Raw genomic sequence first — 19,623 nt, forward strand, 5'->3', positions numbered from 1 at the left:
GCGTGCCCGTCGACAAGGCGCGCATCGAGGCGGCCGTCGCCGAGATCCTCGCGGCCATCGGGGACGACCCGGGCCGCGAGGGACTCCTCGACACGCCGCGGCGGTTCGCCGAGGCGTACGAGGAGTTCTTCGGCGGTTTCGACGACGACGCCGCGGCCCAGCTGACCGAGACGTTCGCGGTGGTGGAGGGCGGCCAGGAGTCGCCGCTCGACCAGACGGTGATCGTGCGCGGCCTCGCCTTCCGCTCCGTCTGCGAGCACCACCTCCTGCCGTTCCTCGGCGTCGCGCACATCGCCTACCGGCCGCGCGAGCGGGTCGTCGGCCTCGGCCGGCTGCCGCGTGTGGTCGAGACGGTCGCGTCGCGACCGCAGATCCAGGAGCGGATGACCGAGCAGATCGCCGACGCGCTCGAGCAGGGCCTCGCTCCCGAGGGAGTGCTCGTCGTGGTCGACGCCGAGCACGGCTGCGTGCGGATGCGCGGGCCGCGCCAGACCGCGAGCTCGACCGTGACGGTCGCCGCCCGCGGCTCCCTCGCCGACCCGGCCGCCCGCGCCGAGATCATCGCGCTGATCGGCGCCGCGCGGGGGGAGTGACGTGGCCACCACCGTCGCCGACCTCACGCCGACCGGCCGCGCCGCGCTCCTCGGGATCCTCAACGTCACTCCGGACTCGTTCAGCGACGGCGGACGCTGGCTGTCCGTCGACGACGCCGTCCGCCACGGCCTCGACCTGACCCGGCCCGCCGGGGACGGACCCGCCGCGTTCGGCGCGGACCTGGTCGACGTCGGCGGAGAGAGCACCCGCCCCGGTGCGGCGCGCGTCGACTCCGCCGCCGAGCAGGGCCGCGTGCTGCCCGTCGTCCGCGCCCTCGCCGCGGAGGGGGTCCGCGTCAGCATCGACACGATGAGCGCCGCCACGGCCGAGGCCGCCCTGGATGCCGGCGCCGTCGTCGTCAACGACGTCTCCGGCGGCCTCGCCGATCCGCGGATGCTCCCGCTCGTCGCCGAGCGCGGCGCCGTCTACATCGCGATGCACTGGCGTGGGCACAGCGCGGGCATGACCGCTCTCGCCTCCTACGGCGACGTGGTGGCGGACGTCCGCGGCGAGCTCGAGCGCCGCGTCGACGCCGCCCGTGAGGCCGGGATCCGGGACGACCGCCTCCTGCTCGACCCGGGCCTCGGCTTCGCGAAGGTCGGCGCGCACGACTGGGCGCTGCTGGCCGGGCTCGACGCGATCGTCTCGCTGGGCTTCCCGGTCCTGGTCGGCCACTCGCGCAAGCGGTTCCTCGCTCCGTTCGCCCCCGCCGGCGCCCCGGCCGCCGAGCGCGACGAGGTCTCCGCCATGCTGAGCCTCATCGCCGCCGAGCACGGCGCCTGGGGCGTCCGGGTCCACGACGTCCGCTCGTCCGCCCGTGCCCTGGCCCTCGCCGCCCGACTTCAGGAGGAGACCCCGTGACCGCGATCGACCCCGCCGCCCTCGCCGTGCGCGACTCCATCACCCTCACCGGGCTGCGCGTGCGCGCGCACCACGGCGTCTTCGACTTCGAGCGCGAGAACGGACAGGACTTCGTGATCGACGCGACGGTCTGGCTCGACACCGCGCCGGCGGCCGAGGGCGACGCGCTGGCCGAGACGGTGCACTACGGCGAGCTCGCGATCGCCCTGGCCGACGCGGTGACCCGCGACCCGGTCGACCTCATCGAGACCCTGGCCGAGCGCCTCGCCCGGGTCGCCCTGGGCTTCGCCGCCGCCGACGTCGTCCGCATCACCGTCCACAAGCCGGACGCGCCGATCCCGCTGCCGTTCGAGGACGTCGCCGTGCAGATCACGAGGACCCGCTCGTGAGGCCGCGGCAGGAGCGCGTCCGCCCTGTGCGCCACGTCGTGCTCGCGCTCGGCAGCAACCTCGGCGACCGCCTCGCGCACCTCGAGGAGGCGCTGCGGGCCCTCGCCACGACGCCGGGCCTGCGCATCGAGGCGGTGTCCAAGGTCGTCGAGTCGCCCGCGTGGAAGCCCGAGGGCGTCGACGAGGACGCGCCCGGGTACCTCAACGCGGTCGTGACCGGCTCGACCGTCCTCGAGCCCGACGACCTGCTCGCGGCGACGGCGGCGATCGAATCGGCCGGCGGCCGGATCCGCGGCGAGGGCGAGGTGCGCTGGGGCGACCGGACCCTCGACATCGACGTGATCGCGGTCGGCGGCGTGCTCCGCGACGACGCGCACCTGACCCTTCCGCACCCGCGGGCGGCCGAGCGGGCGTTCGTGCTCGAGCCCTGGCTCGACGTCGAGCCGGCGGCGGTCCTTCCCGGAGCCGGACCCGTGGCCGAGCTGCGCGCACGGGCGACCGATCGCGTGACCGACCACCCGGCCGGGTTGACCTGGCCGGGGCGCGACTCCGCCCGCGGCAGCACCGCCGACCCCGAGAGCAGGACTCCGTGAGGCGCACCCGCATCAGCACCCTGCTCGGACTCGGCCTCGCCGGGGCCGTCGCGGGGTTCCTCCTCGACCTCGCGATCGCCGCCGCCGGCCGCCCCGTGCTCATCCCGCCGCTGACGGTTCCGCTGACCCTGATCGTGGTCGCGGCCCTCGTGCTCGGCTTCGCCGTCCCGATCCACCGCGCCACGAAGGGCACGCTGCGCCGGCCCATCGATCCGTTCCGGGCGATGCGCGTCGTGGTGCTGGCGAAGGCGTCCAGCCACGTCGGTGCTCTGCTGCTCGGAGCCTCCGGCGGCATCCTGGTGTACCTGCTGAGCCGTGCGATCCCTTCGCTAGGCTCCGTGTGGCAGGACGTCGCGACCATCGTGGGTGCGCTCGTCCTGCTGGTGGCCGGCCTGGTCGCCGAGCACCTGTGCACCATCCCGCCGAGCGACGACGACGACAGCGCCGTCGGCGAGGTGAACCACGCCTGACGCCGACGCCCGGATCGCCGCGGGCAGTGAGGACGACGCCATGCCCGCCGAGCCCGAGGACGCGTCGCCGACGACCCGCCGCGACGCGAGGGGACGCCGGCGGGACCGCCTCGACATCACGGGGGAGTGGCGCCGCGTCTCGCCCCGGTACGTCGCGGTCGAGATCGTGTCGGCCGTCGTGTCGAGCGTGCTGCTGCTCGCCGTGCCCGTGGTGCTGATGCTGATCGGCCTGCCGTGGGGCTGGATCCCGCTGGCCGCCGCGGCCGCCCTCGCGGTGACCCTCCTGATCGTGGCCCCGCGCCGTGCGCGCGCCTACGGCTACCTCCTGCGCCAGGACGACCTGCTCTTCCGCCGCGGCATCATGTTCCAGCGCTTCGTGTCGGTGCCGTACGGGCGGATGCAGCTCATCGACGTCAACCGCGGGCCGCTCGCCCGGGCGCTCGGCCTCGCCGACCTCCGCTTCGTCACCGCCGCCGCGGCGACCGGCGTCAGCATCCCGGGCCTGGCCGAGCAGGATGCGGAGGAGCTCCGCGACCGCCTGGTCGAGCTCGCCGAGTCGCGCCGGGCCGGCCTGTGACCGAGCTCCGCGCCGTCGAGACGGACCTCGCCGACGGGGAGTGGCACCGCCTCCATCCCGCGACCCCGGTCCTCAAGGGCGGGATCGGCCTGCTGGTCGTCCTCGGCATCGTGATCACGAACCTCCGCGAGCGCCTGGTCGAGCTGTTCCTGCCCGGGCCGGAGGGGTTCGAGAGCGGCGATCCGGTCGACGAGCTGCTGCGCCGCGGCCTCGTCGGCTGGGCGCTGCTGGCGGTCGCGGTGGGCCTGGCGGTCGCCGTCTTCGCGTTCTGGCTGTCCTGGCGGATGCACACCTTCCGCATCACGGACGAGCTCGTCGAGGTGCGCTCCGGCGTGCTCTTCCGGACCAACCGGCGGGCGCGGCTGGACCGCATCCAGGGCATCGCGGTGCAGCGTCCGCTGTTCGCCCGGCTGTTCGGAGCCGCGAAGCTCGAGGTGAGCGTGGCCGGGCAGGACGCGAACGTCCAGCTGTCGTACCTCGGGTCGCGCTTGGTTGACGCCCTGCGCCGCGACATCCTGCGGCTCGCGTCCGGGGTGCGCGAGCGGGAGGCGACGGTCGACGGTGCGGCTCCGGCGGGTGGGTTCCTGGCGCGCCGGCTGGAGGAGTTCGGTGAGCCTCAGGACGAGACGCCGCCCGAGTCGGTCGTCTCGATCCCGCCGGGCCGACTCCTCGGCTCGCTCGTCTTCAGCGGCTTCACGCTGTTCCTGGCCGCCTCGGTCGTCGCCGTGGTGTTCGTCGCCGTCTACGGCTCGCCCTACGTGCTCTTCGCGATCCTGCCGGGCCTGATCGGCTCGGGCAGCTACTACGTCCGCCAGTTCGTGCGCTCGCTCCGGTACTCGATCGCCGCGACGCCCGACGGCGTGCGGGTCGGCTACGGCGTGCTCTCGACCAGCAGCGACACGATCCCGCCCGGCCGGATCCACGCCGTCGAGATCACGCAGCCGCTGCTCTGGCGCCCCTTCGGCTGGTGGCAGGTGCGGATCGACCGCGCCGGCCACGCGGCCTCCCGCGGGGCGAACGGCGAGCCGAACACCACGATCCTGCCCGTGGGCGACCTCGCCGCGGTCGAGCGCGTCCTCGCCCTCCTGCTGCCCGGACCGGCCGAGGGAGCGGAGTCGACGCCCGTCGGCGACGCGCTCCGGCACCGCGACGCGGCCGGCTTCACCCGGGCGCCGCGCTCGGCGGTGTGGCTCCGCCCCTTCTCGTTCCGGAGGACCGGGTACCGGCTGACGGACGAGGTCGCGATCCTGCGCAGCGGAGCGGTCTGGCGGCGGGTCGCCGTGGTGCCCCTGGCGCGGATGCAGAGCGTCGGGGTCCAGCAGGGACCGCTCCAGCGCCTGCTCGGGCTGGCCTCGGCGCGCGTGCACACGGTGGCCGGCCCCGTCACTCCGCTCGTGCCGGTGATGAGCGCAGCCGACGGACTCGCCTTCTTCGAGAGCCTCGCGACGGCCGGAGTGCGGGCCGCCGACCGCGACGCGAGCCACCAGTGGGGGCGGCGGGCGGCCGCACCCGCCCTGCCCGACTGGCCCGCTCCGGAGGGGGAACCGCATGCCTGAGAACCGCCGCGACGGACGCCTGGGCGTCGGCGTGATCGGTGCCGGACGCGTGGGCCCGGTGCTCGGTGCCGCGCTCGCCGGGGCCGGCCACGCCGTGATCGGTATCGCCACCACCAGCGAGAGCGGCCGCGAGCGCGCCGACGCGCTGCTCCCCGGAGTCCCCGTGCTCGCGATCCCCGAGCTCGTCGAGCGCAGCGAGCTGGTGATCGTCGCCGTCCCCGGGAGCGAGATCGCCGCCCTGGTCGCGGGGCTCGCCGCGACCGGAGCGTGGCAGCCCGGCCAGCTGGTGCTGCACACGGCGCCTGAGCACGGCTACGGGGTGCTCGCGCCGGCGCTCGCCTCCGGGGTCATCCCCCTGGCAGTCCACCCGGCGATGGCCTTCAGCGGCACCAGCCTCGACCTGGCGCGCCTCGCCGAGACCTACTTCGCCGTGTCGGCACCGGGCCCGGTGCTGCCGATCGCGCAGGCGCTGGTGGTCGAGATGGGCGGGGAGCCGGTCACCGTGGCGGAGTCGGACCGCGCCGCCTACGCGGAGGCGGTCTCGACCGCCACGACCTTCTCGACCGCGATCGTCGACCAGGCGGCGGGACTGCTGGCGGGCATCGGCGTCGAGAAGCCGGGCTTCTTCCTCTCCAGCCTCGTCCGCTCCTCCGTCGACGACGCCCTGCGCCGCGCGGCGGGCTGACGGGCGGCGCCGCTCGAGACGCCGCTCCGCGGGTGGGACGCCGCTCGGGAGGCGGTGCCTCGCGGAGGAGCACGGCGTCCCGGTGCCGAGGGCCCCGGTGGTCGCGGGCCCGCCGGTAGCATCGTCGGGTGATCAGCACCGTCCACCGCATCGGCGACCTCCGCGAGCGGCTGCAGGAGGCGCGGCGGGCCGGTCGGCGCATCGCGCTCGTGCCGACGATGGGCGCCCTGCACGCCGGGCACCTCGCCCTCGTCGAGCGGGCGCGCGAGCTGGCCGACGTCGTCGTCGTGTCGGTGTTCGTGAATCCGCTGCAGTTCGGTCCGACCGAGGACCTGGACCGCTATCCGCGCGACCTCGAGGGCGACACCGCCCTGCTCGACGCGGCCGGGGCCGACCTCCTCTTCGCCCCGGGAGTCGCCGAGATGTACCCCGACGGGCCGTCCTCCACGAGGGTCGTCGCGGGCGAGGTCGGCGGCCTCTACGAGGGGCGCGCGCGGCCGGGCCACTTCGACGGGATGCTCACCGTCGTCGCCAAGCTCCTGAGCATCGCCCAGCCGGACGTCGCGGTCTTCGGGCAGAAGGACGCGCAGCAGCTGTTCCTCGTGCGCCGCATGGTCCGCGACCTCGACCTGCCCGTGGAGATCGAGGGCGTCGGCATCGTGCGGGAGGAGGACGGGCTCGCCCGCTCCAGCCGCAACCGCTACCTCGACGAGGAGCAGCGCCGCGCGGGCCTCGTGCTGCCGCGCCTCCTCGCGGCCGCCGCGGAAGCCGCGGACCGCGGTGCCGCCGCGGCGATCGAGGCCGCCGAGGCCGTCGCGCACGCCGAGCCGCTCGTTAAGCTGGACTACCTCGTCGTCGTGGATCCCGCGACGCTCCTCCCGGTCGACGCCGACCACCGCGGCCCGGCACTCGTGCTCGTCGCCGCGATCGTCGGCACCACCCGCCTCCTCGACAACGCCCCGATCCTGCTCGCCTGATCGCGGCCGTCCGCCCCGAACCGAAAGCACCGCGACCCCTCATGGCCGACACCCCCGACGTCCCCGAGACCACGACCCCCGCCGCCGAGCAGTCCGCCGCCGAGCGGGCCGCGCAGCAGGAGGCCTCCGAGCAGAAGGCCGTCCGCCTCGCCAAGCGCGAGCGCCTGCTCGAGCTCGCGGGCGACGACCTCGGCGCCGGCGCCTACCCCGTCGCGGTCGGAGTCACCGACACCATCGCGGCCGTCCGGGCGCGCCACGAGGGCATCGAGCCGGACGTGAAGACCGGCGAGCGCGTCGGCCTCGCGGGCCGCGTGGTGTTCCAGCGCAACACGGGCAAGCTCTGCTTCGCGACCCTGCAGGCCGGCGACGGCGAGCGGATCCAGGCCATGGTCTCGCTCGGCGACGTGGGCGAGGAGTCGCTCGCGGCGTGGAAGGAGCTCGTCGACCTGGGCGACCACCTCTTCGTCGAGGGCGAGGTCGTCTCGAGCAAGCGCGGCGAGCTGAGCGTGTGGGTGTCGGAGTGGACGATCGCCGCGAAGGCGATCCTGCCGCTGCCGAACCTGCACAACGAGCTCGGCGACGAGACCCGGATGCGCCAGCGCTACCTCGACCTGATCGTGCGCCCCCAGGCCCGCGAGACGGTCGTCACCCGCGCCCGCGTGAACGCCTCCCTCCGCGACACCTTCGCCTCGCACGAGTTCCTCGAGGTCGAGACCCCGATGCTGCAGGTGATGCACGGCGGCGCCTCCGCCCGCCCCTTCGCCACGCACTCGAACGCCTTCGACACCGAGCTGTACCTGCGCATCGCGCCCGAGCTCTACCTCAAGCGGGCGGTCGTCGGCGGCATCGACCGGGTCTTCGAGATCAACCGCAACTTCCGCAACGAGGGCGCCGACTCCACGCACTCGCCCGAGTTCGCGATGCTCGAGGCCTACCAGGCGTACGGCGACTACAACTCGATCGCCGACCTCACCCAGGAGCTGATCCAGAACGCGGCGCAGGCCGTCGCGGGCTCGCACGTGGTCACCTGGGCCGACGGCACCGAGTTCGACCTCGGCGGCCGGTGGGACCGCATCTCGATGTACGAGAGCCTGTCGCTCGCGGCCGGAATCGCGATCACGCCGGAGACGGAGCTCGCCGAGCTCGAGACCCTCGCCGCGCGCGAGGGCGTCGAGGTGCACGTCCCTACGCACGGCAAGTACGTCGAGGAGCTGTGGGAGCACTTCGTGAAGGGCGGCCTGACGCGTCCGACCTTCGTGATGGACTTCCCCGTCGACACCTCGCCGCTCGTGCGCGCGCACCGCAGCATCCCGGGCGTCGTCGAGAAGTGGGACCTCTACGTCCGCGGCTTCGAGCTGGCCACCGGCTACTCCGAGCTGATCGACCCGGTCGTGCAGCGCGAGCGCTTCGTCGAGCAGGCCCGCCAGGCCGCCGCGGGCGACGACGAGGCGATGCGCCTGGACGAGGACTTCCTCCGCGCCCTCGAGCACGGCATGCCCCCCACCGGCGGCATGGGCATGGGCATCGACCGCCTCCTGATGGCGATCACCGGCCTCGGGATCCGCGAGACGATCCTGTTCCCGCTCGTCAAGTAGGGTCGCAGGAGCCGAGGGGGAGACATGGTCAGGGCATCGAGCATCGTCGCGGCCGTCGCGGCGGGCGTCCTCACGATCGCGCAGTTCGGAGTGGGGACCGCGGTCGCCGCGAGCGTCCTCACCTCCTCCGGCGACGTCGGCACCGCGCTGGCCGACCGGCGGGCGGCCGAGGCGTTCACGCCCGACCCCACGATCGCCGGCTTCGCGGAGCGGACCGCCATGTCGGACCGCGGCCGCGCCCTCTACTACGCGTCGAGCCCGTCGGTCGAGCCGACCGCCGGCTTCAACGACCTCTGCGGCTACGGCGCCTCCGACGACATCGTCCTCGGCTGCTACACCGGCACCAGCATCTACATCTCGGACGTCGCCAATCCCGACCTCGACGGGATCCGCGACGTGACGGCGGCCCACGAGATGCTGCACGCCGCGTGGGTGCGGCTCGACGCGGAGGAGCAGGCCGAGCTGGGCGACGAGCTCGAGGCCGCGTACGAGACCCTCCCGCAGGACGGCACGATCGCCGAGCGCCTCGAGCTGTACCGCACCGGCGGCCTCGGCGAGCGCGTCAACGAGCTGCACTCGATCCTGGGGACCGAGGTGGCCGACCTGCCGCCGGCGCTCGAGGCGCACTACGCCGAGTTCTTCGACGACCGCTCCGTCGTCGTGGGCCTGAACGCCCGCTACGAGGCGGTCTTCACCGATCTCGAGAACCGCATCGAGGACCTGGTCTCCCGGATCGAGACGATGTACGCCGACCTCACGGCGCGGGTCGACGCGAACAACGCCGAGTACGACGCGCTCAACGTCGAGATCGACGACTTCAACTCGCGCGCCGACAGCGGCGACTTCGGATCGACGGCCGAGTTCGAGACGGAGCGCGCCGATCTGCTCGCCCGCAGCCAGGCCGTCGACGCCACCCGGGCCGCCATCGACGCGGACATCGCCGTGTACGACGGCCTGCGCTCGGAGCTGGAGGGCCTCAACTCCGACGCCGCGGCGTTGAACAAGTCGGTCGAGAGCCAGTAGCGCCCAGCGCCCGCGAAGGCCGCTGGGCGCACGGGCCTCCGGGCTCACGGCTCCCGCGCCGGTGCCGCGGGTAGGATCGCCGCATGGACTGGGAGCTGTGGAACCAGGGGCTGTGGGCCCTCGTGCCGACGATCACGGTCGGAGCCATCTTCTGGTTCGTGATGCGCGCCCTCATCCGCTCGGACCGCAACGAGCGCCGCGCGTACGACCGCATCGAGGCCCGCGAGCGCGAGCGCCGCGGCCTGCCTCCCCGCGACGCCTCCTGACCACCGCCGCCGCGCGGGTGCCTCCCGCGCCCGCTGAGCGGCTCCGCACGACGAACGAGGAGGCGCGGTGCCCGCACCCGACTGGGCCGTGATCCTCCCGATCGCGGCCGTCGTCGTCGAGCTCGTGGTCCGCGTGATCGCCGTCATCGTCGTGCCGCGGAACCGCCGTCCGACCACCGGCCTCGCCTGGCTGATGGCGATCTTCCTGATCCCGTACGTCGGCATCCTGCTGTTCCTCTTCATCGGGAGCTACCGGCTGCCGCGCAAGCGCCGCCGGAAGCAGCAGGAGATCAACCGCTTCATCCTGGAGTCGACCGACGGCATCGACCGCGTCGCCCGGGAGCACCCGTGGCCGCAGTGGCTGGAGTCGGTGGTCACCCTCAACCGCAACCTCGGCGCCATGCCGCTGGTCGGCGGGAACGACGCGCGCCTCCAGGGCGACTACGAGCAGACCATCCGCGCGATGGCCGCCGAGATCGACCGCGCCCGCCGGTACGTGCACTGCGAGTTCTACATCCTCGCCGCCGACTCGACCACCGCGCCCTTCTTCGACGCGCTCGACCGCGCGGTGGCCCGCGGGGTGCGGGTGCGGATCCTCCTCGACCACATCGCGTCGATCCGCGTGCCCGGCTACTACAGCGGCACCCATCGCCGGCTGCGCGCCCTCGAGCGGGCGGGCGCCTCGTGGTCGTACATGCTCCCCGTGCGGCCGTGGCGCGGGCAGTACCAGCGGCCGGACCTGCGCAACCACCGCAAGCTGCTGATCGTCGACGGCAACGCGGCCTTCATGGGCTCGCAGAACGTCGTCGACTCCAGCTACAACAAGCGCGGCAACATCCGTCGCGGCCTGCACTGGCACGACCTGATGGTGCGCCTCGAGGGGCCGGTGGTGCAGGGCATCAACGCCATCTTCATCACCGACTGGTACAGCGAGACCGACGAGCTGCTCCTGCGGGAGTCGGAGCCGATGGAGGCGCTGCAGCAGCGCGACACGATCGACTGCCAGGTGGTGCCGAGCGGGCCGGGGTTCGAGGGCGAGAACAACCTGCGGCTGTTCCTGACGCTGCTCTACTCGGCGCAGAAGTCGATCATCATCACCAGCCCGTACTTCGTGCCCGACGAGGCGATGCTCTACGCGATCACGACGGCGACCCGGCGGGGCGTGCACGTGGAGCTCTTCGTCTCCGAGATCGGCGACCAGGCCGTGGTCTACCACGCCCAGCGCTCGTACTACGAGACGCTGCTGACCGCGGGCGTGCGCATCTGGATGTACCGCAAGCCGACCATCCTGCACGCGAAGCACTTCACGATCGACGACGACGTCGCCGTGATCGGCTCGAGCAACATGGACATGCGCTCCTTCACGCTCAACCTCGAGGTCTCGCTGATGGTGCGCGGCTCGGAGTTCGTCGAGGATCTGCGCCAGGTGCAGCAGGACTACCGCGAGCACTCCCGTGAGCTGACCCTCCGCGAGTGGCGGCAGCAGCCGCTCCGCTCGACCCTGCTCGACAACCTGGCGCGGCTCACCTCGGCGCTGCAGTAGCGCGGCTCCCGTCCGCCCGCAGGCGGAGGATGCGCGGCCCCGACTCGTCGCGCAAGTCCCTGTGCGGGCTGCCGCGCCCCGCGTAGCGTCGGAGCGTCCTCAGCACCATCCGGTTCCGCCTGCCCGGCGCCGGGTTCGAGAAGGGAACGGACATGACGGCATCCCGTACGACGCGCATCCTCATCCTCGGCGGCGGCTACGTCGGCCTGTACACGGCCTGGGGCCTCGAGAAAAGGCGGGGGGAGGCGCCGATCGACGTCACCGTCGTCGAGCCGAACCCCTACATGACCTACCAGCCGCTGCTGCCCGAGGTCGCCGGCGGCCACGTCCAGCCGCGCCACGTCACGGTGCCGCTGGTCTCCGCGCTCAAGCGCACCCGCGTGATCCGCGGCGCGATCACCGGCGTGAGCCTCGCCGAGCGCAGCGCCACCGTCGCCGCGATGGACGGCTCCACCCGCACGATCGAGTTCGACCAGGTCGTCTTCGCGCTCGGAGCCGTCACCCGCACGTTCCCCACGCCGGGCCTCGCCGAGCACGGCATCGGCTTCAAGACGGTGGAGGAGGCGGCGCACCTGCGCGACCGCGTCATCGAGAACATCGCGGAGGCGGCGCTCACCACCGATCCCGCCGAGCGCCGGCGCCTGCTCACCTTCGTCTTCGTCGGCGGCGGCTACACCGGCGTCGAGGCGCTGAGCGAGCTGCTCGACCTCAGCCGCAAGACGCTCGCCGCGCAGCCCTCGCTCTCGATGGGCGACGTCACCTGGCACCTCGTCGAGGCACTGGACCGGGTCGCCCCCGAGGTCGGTCCCGAGCTCTCGAAGTGGACGCTCGACCACCTCCGCTCGCGCGGCGTGCACGTGCACCTGAAGACGACGATGCCCTCCTGCGAGGACGGCGTCGTGGAGCTCTCCTCCGGCGAGCGCATCCCGACGGCCACGATCGTGTGGACCGCCGGCGTGAAGCCGAACCCGATCCTCGACGCGACCGACGCGCCCCGCGGGCCGAAGGGCCACGTCATGGCGGATGCGCGCCTGCGGGTCATCCGCGAGGACGGCGAGCCGGTGGGCGGCGCCTGGGCGGCCGGCGACGGCGCGCAGGTGCCGGACCTCACCAGCGAGAAGCAGCCCGCGTACTACCCGCCGAACGCGCAGAACGCGGTCCGGCAGGCCAAGCTCCTGGCGCGCAACATCATCGCCGACCTCACCGGAGGCACCGTGGAGGAGTACCGCCACGCCTCCGTCGGGACCGTCGCCGAGTACGGCATCGGCAAGGGCGCGGGCCTGATCAAGGGCGTGAAGCTGCGCGGCCTCCCCGCCTGGCTCGCCCACCGCGCCTACCACGGAGCGGCGATGCCGACCCTGGACCGCAAGTGGCGGATCATCACGGGCTGGCTCGTCGACGCCGTCACGCCGCGCGACCTCTCGCCGATGAGCGCGCTGCAGGATCCGCGCCGCGCCTTCCGCGAGACGGCCGAGGCCACCGATCGCGAGGCCGCTGCGAAGGCCGCCGCGAAAGAGGAGTCGGACGCGTCCTGACGCGCCGGTGAGAGCGCGGGAGTCGCGGTGGTCGAGCGGGATCATCGCGACTTCCGCGCTCCCGCGTCGGCGGCCCCGCCTCGGAGCGCCTCGGCCTGACGGTCTCGGCTCAGGCCCGGCGGCGCGGCTTGAGGCGCACGGTCGGCAGCACGGGCGCGGGGAGCGCGCGTCCGCCGTACCCGTCGACGGTGCCGAACGGTCCCGCGGGATCCGCCCCGGCGATCACGTCGGACTGCCAGCGCTCGCGGGCGGCCGCCACGTCGTCGTGGCTGCGGCCGACGAAGTTCCACCACATCACCAGCTCCTCGGCGAACGGCTCGCCGCCGAGCAGCACCACGCGGGCTCCCGCGTCCCCGGCGGTCAGCACCAGGTGCGAGCGGCCGGGCGTCAGGTAGGCGAGGTCCGAGCGCGGGACGTCCGCACCCTCGACCGCCACGGGGCCGGCGTCGACCAGCACGCCGTACTCCCAGGACTCCTCGACCGGCAGCTCGACCCGGGCACCCGGCTCGAGGTCGATCTGCGCGGCGACCAGCGGAGTGAAGGTGCTCGCGGGCACCGACGCGCCCAGCATCCCTCCGACGAAGACGCGGACCAGCGCGCCGGGCAGCTCCACGGGAATGCCGCGGTGGTGCTCGAAGAACGGATCGACGAGCCGTGCCTCCTCGGGCAGCGCGACCCAGAGCTGCACCCCGTGCAGGACGGGCGCGCCCCCGGTCGAGACCTCCGAGTGCGAGATGCCGCGTCCGGCCGTCATCAGGTTGAGCTCGCCCGGGCGCACCACGGCGAGGCTGCCGACGCTGTCGCGGTGCTCGATCTCGCCCTCGAAGAGCCAGCTCACGGTCTGCAGGCCGGTGTGCGGGTGCGGCGGGACGTCCATCCCGGCCTCCTCGCCGAGCCGCACCGGGCCGTAGTGGTCGGCGAAGCACCATGCGCCGATCGTCGAGCGCGAGCGCTGGGGGAGGGTGCGGCGCACCTCGATCGCGCGCGGACCGCCGAGCGGGACGAGTCGCGCCTCCAGGATCTCGACCGCGCCGGACTCGCGAGGGACCGGCGCCGCGGCGACGGGGAGCTCGTCGGGATGCTCCTCCAGGTTGCTCATGCGGGAAGTGTATGCCTTCGCATGGACCGGTGGACGGGACCGCCGCCCGCACCCCTCCGGATCGCGTGCACGCCCAGGGCGAACAGGCCTGCTCACCGGGGGGAGTGCTGGTTACAGTCGACGTATCGGAGCCCACCCCTGCGGGTTCTGTAGGGAGTGACAGCATGTTCGAGAGATTCACCGATCGCGCGCGGCGCGTCGTCGTCCTGGCCCAGGAAGAGGCCAAGATGCTCAATCACAACTACATCGGCACGGAGCACATCCTGCTCGGCCTGATCCACGAGGGCGAGGGAGTGGCCGCCAAGGCGCTCGAGTCCCTCGGGATCTCGCTCGACGCTGTGCGCGAGCAGGTGCAGGACATCATCGGCCAGGGGCAGCAGCAGCCGACCGGCCACATCCCCTTCACGCCTCGGGCGAAGAAGGTCCTCGAGCTGTCCCTGCGCGAAGCGCTGCAGCTCGGCCACAACTACATCGGGACCGAGCACATCCTGCTCGGCCTCATCCGCGAGGGCGAGGGCGTCGCCGCTCAGGTGCTGGTCAAGCTCGGTGCCGACCTGAACCGCGTGCGCCAGCAGGTCATCCAGCTGCTCTCCGGCTACCAGGGCAAGGAGCAGGTCGCCGTGGGCGGTGAGCAGCAGCAGCCTCAGGGGGGATCGCAGATCCTCGACCAGTTCGGACGCAACCTCACCCAGGCGGCGCGCGACAACAAGCTCGACCCGGTCATCGGGCGCGAGAAGGAGATCGAGCGGGTCATGCAGATCCTCTCCCGCCGCTCCAAGAACAACCCCGTCCTGATCGGCGAGCCCGGCGTCGGCAAGACCGCCGTCGTCGAGGGCCTCGCCCAGGCGATCGTGCGCGGCGACGTGCCCGAGACGCTGAAGGACAAGCAGCTCTACACGCTCGACCTCGGCTCGCTCATCGCCGGATCCCGCTACCGCGGTGACTTCGAGGAGCGCCTGAAGAAGGTCACGAAGGAGATCCGCACCCGCGGCGACATCATCACCTTCATCGACGAGATCCACACCCTCGTCGGCGCAGGGGCCGCTGAGGGCGCGATCGACGCCGCCTCGATCCTCAAGCCGCTGCTCGCCCGCGGCGAGCTGCAGACCATCGGCGCGACCACGCTCGACGAGTACCGCAAGCACTTCGAGAAGGACGCCGCTCTCGAGCGCCGCTTCCAGCCGATCCAGGTCGCGGAGCCGTCGCTGCCCCACACGATCAACATCCTCAAGGGGCTGCGCGACCGCTACGAGGCGCACCACAAGGTGTCCATCACCGACGGCGCGATCGTCTCGGCGGCCAATCTGGCCGACCGCTACATCAGCGACCGCTTCCTCCCCGACAAGGCGATCGACCTGATCGACGAGGCCGGCGCACGCCTGCGCCTCTCGATCCTCTCGGCGCCGCCGGAGCTGCGCGACTTCGACGACCGCATCGCCGTGGTCCGCTCCGCCAAGGAGGCCGCGATCGAGGACCAGGACTTCGAGAAGGCCGCGTCGCTGCGCGACGAGGAGAAGCAGCTGCTCGGTGAGCGCCTGCGCCTCGAGAAGCAGTGGAAGTCGGGCGACGTCAAGGCCACCGGCGTGGTCGACGAGGGCCTGATCGCCGAGGTCCTCGCCCAGGCGACGGGCATCCCGGTCTTCAAGCTCACCGAGGAGGAGTCCTCGCGGCTCGTCTTCATGGAGAAGGCCCTGCACCAGCGCGTCATCGGCCAGGAGGAGGCCATCGCGGCCCTCTCGCGGACGATCCGCCGCACCCGCGCGGGCCTCAAGGACCCCAAGCGCCCCTCGGGCTCGTTCATCTTCGCCGGCCCCACGGGCGTCGGGAAGACCGAGCTGGCCAAGGCGCTCGCCGAGTTCCTCTTCGACGACGAGAACGCGATGATCTCGCTCGACATGTCGGAGTACGGCGAGAAGCACACCGTCTCGCGGCTGTTCGGCGCCCCTCCCGGGTTCGTCGGCTTCGAGGAGGGCGGCCAGCTCACCGAGAAGGTGCGCCGCAAGCCGTTCAGCGTGGTCCTCTTCGACGAGATCGAGAAGGCGCACCCGGACATCTTCAACTCGCTCCTCCAGATCCTGGAGGAGGGTCGACTGACCGACGGCCAGGGCCGTGTCGTCGACTTCAAGAACACCGTCATCATCATGACCACCAACCTCGGTGCTCGTGACATCGCCGGTGGTCCCGTCGGGTTCCAGATCGAGGGCGACAACGCCACCGGCTACGACCGCATGCGCGGCAAGGTCAACGAGGAGCTCAAGAAGCACTTCAAGCCCGAGTTCCTCAACCGCGTGGACGACGTCATCGTCTTCCCGCAGCTGTCGAAGCCCGAGCTGCTCCAGATCGTCGACCTCTTCATCAAGCGCCTGGGCGACCGTCTGCTCGACCGCGACATGACGGTGGAGCTGACGCAGCCGGCCAAGGAGCGCCTGATCGAGGTCGGGTTCGACCCGGCCCTCGGTGCGCGCCCCCTGCGCCGGGCGATCCAGCGCGAGATCGAGGACCAGCTGTCCGAGCGGATCCTGCACGGCGAGCTCGGCGCCGGAGACCACATCCACGTGGACTTCGCCGACAACAGGTTCGTCTTCACCACGACCCCGCGTCTGATCTCGATCAGCGCCGGCGCGTCCACCGGAGCGGCCACGGCCGGCCCGGCGACGCCCGACCTGATGTCGTAGCAGGCTGCCGAACGACGACGTGCCCGTCCCCTCTCGCGAGGGGGCGGGCACGTCGTCGTCCGGGGGTGGGCGCCTGCTCGCAGGATCCCGCGCCCGGTGCGGCCTAGGCTTGTCGAATGGCCGATTGGAAGTACCCGGTGCGCCGCGCGCGCACGAGCGATGTCCCCTTCATCCAGGAGCTCAGCGAGCCGCTCGTGAACGAGCGCATCCTCCTGGGCAAGGACCGCGTGGTGCTCTACGGCGCCGTGCAGGAGTTCCGCATCGCCGAGGACGGCCACGGGACGGCGATCGGCTGCGGTGCGCTCCATGTGATGTGGGACGACATCGCGGAGGTGCGCACCCTCGCGGTCGCGCACGACTGGCTCGGGAGGGGCGTGGGCCACCACATCCTGGAGCGCCTCGAGAACGACGCGCGCGAGCTCGGCCTGAAGCGCCTGTTCTGCCTCACCTTCGAGGTCGACTTCTTCGCCCGCCACGGCTTCGAGCCGATCGGCGAGAAGGTCGTCGACCCCGAGGTCTACGCCGAGCTGCTCCGCTCTCCCGACGAGGGAGTCGCCGAGTTCCTCGACCTCGCCCGGGTGAAGCCGAACACGCTCGGCAACACCCGCATGCTGAAGACGCTCTGACCGCCGCCACGTCGTAGCCTGTCCCGGTGACTCCGCCGCCCCGCCGCCTGCCCTCCCGGGTCTACCGGCGACGCCGCGCCGGAGTGCTGCTCGCGCTGGTCGTCATCGTCGCGGGCCTGGCGGTGGTGCTGTCGCTGCTCCCGCGGATGACCGGCTCCGACGCCGCGTCGAGCCCCACGCCGACCGTCGTGCTGCCGACGCTCTACCCGACCACCTCGCCCGGTGCGACGCCCGGCGCCGCACCCGCCTGCTCGGCCGACTCCGTCGCCGTCACCGCGGTCACGGACGCCACGAGCTACGCGCCCGGCGAGGATCCGCAGCTCTCGCTCTCGCTGGCCAACATCTCGAGCACCGACTGCGTGATCGACGCGGGCACGAGCAAGCAGGTCTTCACGATCACGAGCGGCTCCGAGCAGATCTGGACCTCGACCGACTGCCAGACCGGCGCGGCCGATCTGCCGGTGCTCCTCCAGGCGGGCCGCTCGGTGATGGGCAGCGCGCTGACGTGGGACCGCACCCGCTCCTCCGCCGACACCTGCTCCGGCGGACGCGAGGCGGTCGAGGCGGGCGGCGCCGCCTACAACCTGTCGGTATCGGTCTCCGGCATCCCCTCGGGCTCGCCCACGCAGTTCCTGCTCCAGTAGTCCGCCCGGGGGACGTGCCGGGCGAGCGTCGGCGCGTAGCATCGCAGGCATGTGGGGGCTGCTCGGCACGATCCTGTCCGCCTCGACCGGCCGGGCGGGGGTGGTCGCGCGGCGCGCGGCGGCCGTCGCCCTCGCGGTCCCGCTGCTGGTCGGCGGAGCGGCGGCGCAGGCCGTGGCGGCTCCGCACCCTGTCGCGGCTCCGCAGCCCGTCGCGGGTGTCGTGCGCGCGGACGTGGACGGCTTCCGGTTCTCGGAGTACTCGGCCGACTTCCGTCTCGACCGCGACGAGGAGGGCCGCTCGACGCTGACCACTGTCGAGACCTTCGTCGCCGAGTTCCCGCCGTCGCAGAACCGCGGCATGCAGCGCGCGATCCCGCTCGACTACGAGGGGCACCCGACCGACGTCGACCTGGTGTCCGTCACCGACGGCGACGGGGAGGCGCGGCCGGTCGACACCGAGCGCGAGGACGGCTTCCTCCTGGTCACCAGCGCGGCGGACGAGTTCGTCAGCGGCGGCCAGACCTACGTCTTCACCTACACGCAGCACAACACGACCCTGCCTGGATCCGGCACGCGCAGCGGCGAGGACGAGTTCTACTGGGACGTCAATGGCACGGGCTGGCGCCAGTCCTTCGACCGCTACGACGTGCGCGTCGAGCTCGCCGGGTCGCTGGCCTCCGCCGCGACGGGGACCGTCAGCTGCTACCGGGGACCGGAGGGCTCGACGACGCCCTGTCCGATCGGCCGCGACGGCGCGGTCGTCACGGCATCGGGGGAGTCGCTGGCTCCGGGGGAGAACGTGACCGTGGCGATCGGCTTCGCTCCCGGGACCTTCACGCCGCGCGACGACCGCTACCTCGCCTCCGGCTGGTCCTGGGTGCAGCTGGGCGGCCTCGCCGCGGTCCTGATCGGCCTCGCGCTCGCCGTGCACCGCCGCCGGACCGTGCTCCGCGACGCTCCCGGCCGCCCGACCGTCGTCGCCGAGTACGACCCGCCCGCGGAGGGGCTGTTCCTCTCCGCCGCGCTGCTGCGGAAGACGTCGAAGGCCCCCGCGGCCGGACTCCTGGACGCCGCCGTCCGCGGTCTCGTGCGCATCGAGGAGACGGGGGAGGGGCGGAAGCAGGAGTACGCCGTGCGGGTGCTCGACCCTGCGACGACGCCGACGCGACGCGCGGGACGCCCGCGGCCCCTCGCCTCCGACGACCGCGAGTTCCTCGACATCGCCCTCGGCCGGGCGCCGGGGACGGTGCGTGAGCTCTCGGGCAAGGACAAGGAGTTCGGCAAGGCCGTCGGACAGTTCCAGACCGCGCTGGGCAACAGGGTGACCGAGGCGGGACTGAAGAAGGCCGGGACGATCGGCGGCAGCGTGCTCGTGATCGTCCCGCTGCTGCTGGGTGTCATGGCCGCCTTCCTGGGCGCGATCCTCCTGATGACCGGCTCCTTCGGCGGAGCGCTCCCGCTCGTGCTGATGCTCGTCGCGATCGTCGCGGCCGTCGTCGGGACGATCCTGGTCTCGAGGGTGCCGCTGACGGCCGCGGGCGCGGAGTTGCGCGACCACCTGCGCGGTCTCGAGCTGTACATCCGCCTGGCCGAGGCCGACCGGATCGCGATGCTGCAGTCGCCCCGCGGGGCGGATCGGCGCACGGTCGGACCGGTCGAGGTGGTCGAGGTGACGGAGCGCCTGCTGCCGTGGGCCGTGCTCTTCGGTCTCGAGAAGGAGTGGTCGGCGGAGCTCGCGTCGGCCTACGAGCGCACCGGCGAGGAGCCGGTCTGGTACTCCGGACCGAACGGCTTCCACGCGGCGGCCTTCGCCGGCAGCGTGTCCTCGTTCTCGTCGTCGACGTCGAGCTACGTCGGATCCTCGTCGAGTTCCTCGAGCGGCGGCGCGGGCGGCGGTGGCAGCTCGGGCGGGGGC

The 19,623-nt window shown here is 72.9% G+C and carries 19 protein-coding genes; 18 read left to right on the forward strand and 1 reads right to left on the reverse strand.

The genetic code is table 11. The annotated features are described in order from the left end of the window. The first annotated feature begins 2 nt into the window (after positions 1-2). The 14 genes from folE (at position 3) to C5D09_RS09170 (ending at position 12,664) form a co-directional block, all read left to right on the forward strand. Positions 3-593 (forward strand): GTP cyclohydrolase I FolE, encoded by a 591-nt coding sequence (folE, locus tag C5D09_RS09105; RefSeq protein ID WP_104269133.1) that lies wholly within the window; start codon positions 3-5, stop codon positions 591-593. A gap of 1 nt (position 594) precedes the next feature. Further along, a complete protein-coding gene (gene folP / locus C5D09_RS09110; RefSeq protein ID WP_104224102.1) occupies positions 595-1,455 on the forward strand; it encodes a dihydropteroate synthase in 861 nt (286 codons plus the stop codon). Next, positions 1,452-1,844: a dihydroneopterin aldolase gene (gene folB, locus C5D09_RS09115; protein ID WP_104347803.1), complete on the forward strand. Its 393-nt coding sequence runs from the start codon at positions 1,452-1,454 to the stop codon at positions 1,842-1,844. The genes folP and folB overlap by 4 nt, the downstream gene beginning before the upstream one ends. Next, positions 1,841-2,437: a 2-amino-4-hydroxy-6-hydroxymethyldihydropteridine diphosphokinase gene (gene folK / locus C5D09_RS09120; RefSeq protein ID WP_104269134.1), complete on the forward strand. Its 597-nt coding sequence runs from the start codon at positions 1,841-1,843 to the stop codon at positions 2,435-2,437. Before folB ends, folK begins: the two co-directional genes overlap by 4 nt. After that, positions 2,434-2,907 carry a DUF3180 domain-containing protein gene (locus tag C5D09_RS09125; RefSeq protein WP_104238407.1) on the forward strand — a complete coding sequence of 158 codons (474 nt, stop codon included), beginning with the start codon at positions 2,434-2,436 and terminating at the stop codon, positions 2,905-2,907. The genes folK and C5D09_RS09125 overlap by 4 nt, the downstream gene beginning before the upstream one ends. A 40-nt stretch (positions 2,908-2,947) precedes the next feature. After that, the gene (locus C5D09_RS09130) at positions 2,948-3,484 is read left to right on the forward strand and encodes a PH domain-containing protein (RefSeq protein WP_104234302.1); all 537 of its coding nucleotides are present in this window, start codon (positions 2,948-2,950) and stop codon (positions 3,482-3,484) included. Continuing rightward, on the forward strand, positions 3,481-5,040 hold the full coding sequence (locus C5D09_RS09135; protein ID WP_104238409.1) for a PH domain-containing protein: 1,560 nt from the start codon (positions 3,481-3,483) through the stop codon (positions 5,038-5,040). Before C5D09_RS09130 ends, C5D09_RS09135 begins: the two co-directional genes overlap by 4 nt. Next, positions 5,033-5,725, forward strand: a complete 693-nt coding sequence (locus C5D09_RS09140) for a Rossmann-like and DUF2520 domain-containing protein (RefSeq protein ID WP_104224097.1) — start codon at positions 5,033-5,035, stop codon at positions 5,723-5,725. Before C5D09_RS09135 ends, C5D09_RS09140 begins: the two co-directional genes overlap by 8 nt. Before the next feature lie 128 nt (positions 5,726-5,853). Beyond that, positions 5,854-6,702, forward strand: coding sequence for a pantoate--beta-alanine ligase (panC, locus tag C5D09_RS09145; RefSeq protein WP_104249705.1), 849 nt, complete (start codon positions 5,854-5,856; stop codon positions 6,700-6,702). 41 nt (positions 6,703-6,743) lie between these two features. After that, the gene (lysS, locus tag C5D09_RS09150; protein WP_104269135.1) at positions 6,744-8,297 is read left to right on the forward strand and encodes a lysine--tRNA ligase; all 1,554 of its coding nucleotides are present in this window, start codon (positions 6,744-6,746) and stop codon (positions 8,295-8,297) included. A gap of 24 nt (positions 8,298-8,321) precedes the next feature. Further along, positions 8,322-9,320: a hypothetical protein gene (locus tag C5D09_RS17500; protein ID WP_104255539.1), complete on the forward strand. Its 999-nt coding sequence runs from the start codon at positions 8,322-8,324 to the stop codon at positions 9,318-9,320. An 83-nt stretch (positions 9,321-9,403) separates the two neighbouring features. Next, positions 9,404-9,586: a hypothetical protein gene (locus C5D09_RS09160; RefSeq protein ID WP_104224094.1), complete on the forward strand. Its 183-nt coding sequence runs from the start codon at positions 9,404-9,406 to the stop codon at positions 9,584-9,586. A 67-nt stretch (positions 9,587-9,653) separates the two neighbouring features. After that, positions 9,654-11,129: a cardiolipin synthase gene (cls, locus tag C5D09_RS09165; RefSeq protein ID WP_104224093.1), complete on the forward strand. Its 1,476-nt coding sequence runs from the start codon at positions 9,654-9,656 to the stop codon at positions 11,127-11,129. Positions 11,130-11,281: 152 nt separating this feature from the next. Continuing rightward, positions 11,282-12,664 carry an NAD(P)/FAD-dependent oxidoreductase gene (locus tag C5D09_RS09170; RefSeq protein ID WP_104269136.1) on the forward strand — a complete coding sequence of 461 codons (1,383 nt, stop codon included), beginning with the start codon at positions 11,282-11,284 and terminating at the stop codon, positions 12,662-12,664. A gap of 109 nt (positions 12,665-12,773) precedes the next feature. Here C5D09_RS09170 and C5D09_RS09175 read toward each other — a convergent pair whose 3' ends face one another. Further along, positions 12,774-13,763, reverse strand: coding sequence for a pirin family protein (locus C5D09_RS09175; RefSeq protein ID WP_104269137.1), 990 nt, complete (start codon positions 13,761-13,763; stop codon positions 12,774-12,776). Between the two features lie 164 nt (positions 13,764-13,927). On the opposite strand from C5D09_RS09175, the gene C5D09_RS09180 reads away from it, so the two are divergent. From C5D09_RS09180 to C5D09_RS09195, 4 genes are all read left to right on the forward strand, one after another. Then, the gene (locus tag C5D09_RS09180; protein ID WP_104234294.1) at positions 13,928-16,438 is read left to right on the forward strand and encodes an ATP-dependent Clp protease ATP-binding subunit; all 2,511 of its coding nucleotides are present in this window, start codon (positions 13,928-13,930) and stop codon (positions 16,436-16,438) included. A gap of 116 nt (positions 16,439-16,554) precedes the next feature. Then, a complete protein-coding gene (locus tag C5D09_RS09185; RefSeq protein WP_104269138.1) occupies positions 16,555-17,064 on the forward strand; it encodes an amino-acid N-acetyltransferase in 510 nt (169 codons plus the stop codon). A gap of 26 nt (positions 17,065-17,090) precedes the next feature. Continuing rightward, a complete protein-coding gene (locus C5D09_RS09190) occupies positions 17,091-17,708 on the forward strand; it encodes a hypothetical protein (protein ID WP_104269139.1) in 618 nt (205 codons plus the stop codon). Between the two features lie 49 nt (positions 17,709-17,757). Then, positions 17,758-19,623: DUF2207 domain-containing protein (locus C5D09_RS09195; protein WP_104269140.1), on the forward strand; the 1,866-nt coding region annotated here is incomplete at its 3' end.

It is taken from the genome of Rathayibacter sp. AY1C9, assembly GCF_002932315.1.
GTDB lineage: Bacteria > Actinomycetota > Actinomycetes > Actinomycetales > Microbacteriaceae > Rathayibacter.